The organism is Kitasatospora sp. NPDC058190 (assembly GCF_042883685.1).
GTDB lineage: Bacteria > Actinomycetota > Actinomycetes > Streptomycetales > Streptomycetaceae > Kitasatospora.
Genome location: NZ_JBHVVI010000108.1, coordinates 1 through 1689 on the forward strand (window position 1 = coordinate 1; position 1689 = coordinate 1689).

1 protein-coding gene and 1 rRNA gene are annotated in these 1689 nt (G+C 69.6%); both read left to right on the plus strand.

The window, feature by feature from the left end:
* Positions 1–80, plus strand: a 5S ribosomal RNA gene (gene rrf, locus ACFVWU_RS35145); the annotation flags it as partial.
* Between the two features lie 141 nt (positions 81–221).
* Entirely contained in the window at positions 222–1484 is a 1263-nt protein-coding gene (locus ACFVWU_RS35150; RefSeq protein WP_387628443.1) for an MFS transporter, read from the plus strand.
* Positions 1485–1689: the final 205 nt, after the last annotated feature.

Here is a 1689-nt window from a genome sequence, read left to right on the forward strand (position 1 = left end):
TTCCGAACCCGGAAGCTAAGCCTCACAGCGCCGATGGTACTGCAGGGGGGACCCTGTGGGAGAGTAGGACGCCGCCGAACAATCATTCAGAAAAGGCCCCACCCGGATTCCGGGTGGGGCCTTTTCGTGTTGAGGGGCCGCGAGGTTGCGGCTGATCCGGACGCGTCCGGCAGGAGCGGGCCGACCGACGTTGTGAAAGTGCTCCTGTTAGCCTGGCTGACATGATCACGAGGGGTTTCAAGCAACGGTTATCCAACGAGCCGGCTTCCGGTCCGCAGCGAGCTCTGATCACTGCCAGTTTCGTCAGCAGGGTCGGCAACGGTCTCTTCAACACCGCTGCCATCCTCTACTTCACGCTCGTCGTGCACCTGCCCGCCACACAGGTAGGAGCGGGTCTGACGATCGCCGGCCTCAGCGGCTTGGCGGCTGGCATACCGGCGGGGATTCTGGCCGACCGCTACGGGCCACGCGCGATCTGGCTGATGGCGCTCGCCCTACAGGCCGCCACCATGGCGGCTTTCGTCTTCATCAACAGCTGGCTCGCGTTCACGCTCGTCGCCACCCTGGACCGGCTGGCTGCCACGGCAAGCGGCGCCGCGGGCGGTGCACTCATGGCACGAGTGGGCGGTGAACGTCCTGCCGCCTTCCGGGCCAGACTCCGCACCTACGTCAATCTCGGCGTCGTCGTGGGCACCCTGGGCGCGGCCTTCGCCATCCAGATCAACACTCGCCCTGCCTACACCGGGCTGATCCTCGCGAACGCCGCCAGCTTCGCGTGCGCCGGACTGATCGTGTTCCTCGGCGTCCCGAACTGCCGGCCTCTGCCCCGGCCCAAGGAGCACCGTCAGTGGTCCGTCCTGGCCGACCGGCCGTACGTGTCCTTCGTCGCGCTCTACAGCGCCATGGGCCTGCAGTACCAGGTCGTCTCGCTTCTCCTGCCGATCTGGCTCACCACCCACACCGACGCACCGCGCTGGGCCGTGGCAGCGGTCTACGCGATCAACAGCGGCGTCTGCGCGCTGCTCCAGAGCAGACTCGGCTCCAAGGTGGAAACCCCACGACAGGGCGGCCGCGCCTTCCGCCTCGCCGGACTCCTGTTCCTCGTCAGCTGTCCGTTGATGGCACTGACAGCTGACGTTCCCGCATGGGTCGCACCGGCGCTCGCCGCGCTCGCCGTGTGCATCCACAGCGTCGGCGAGGTGTGGGAGTCGTCGGCCGGCTTCGCGCTCGGCTTCGGCCTCGCACCCGACCATGCCCAAGGGCAGTATCAGGGCCTCTTCGGTATCGGCTTCGACGCAGGCCAAGCACTCGCCCCAGTGATCCTGACCGGGGGCAGCCCTTGCACTCGGACACGCGGGCTGGCTACTCCTCGGCGCGTTCTTCGCGGGCCTGGGCGCGGCAGGACCTCCGGTGGCCGCATGGGCCGAGCGAACGCGCCCCGGGAAACCGGGTACGGAGGCTTCCGCACAGCATCGGCAAGGTGAGTCCCCGCTGCTGGAGGCCGACCGCTGAGGTCGAGCCGGTGATGTCGCAGGGCGTTTGACCACGTCGGCGCGGTGCGACGGGTTGCGGGCACACAGCCGGCCATGGAGGCGTGGGCCCCGGGGGGGCCCCGGGTGCGCCCCCGGGGGGGGTACCGGCCCACCCGCGGCCGTGAAGGGGGCGGGGGGGGGGGGCGGGGGCCGGGGG

Excerpts from the sequence above, each read along its gene's own strand:
- ACFVWU_RS35150 (WP_387628443.1), top strand. The coding sequence starts at position 222 with ATGATCACGAGGGGTTTCAAGCAACGGTTATCCAACGAGCCGGCTTCC.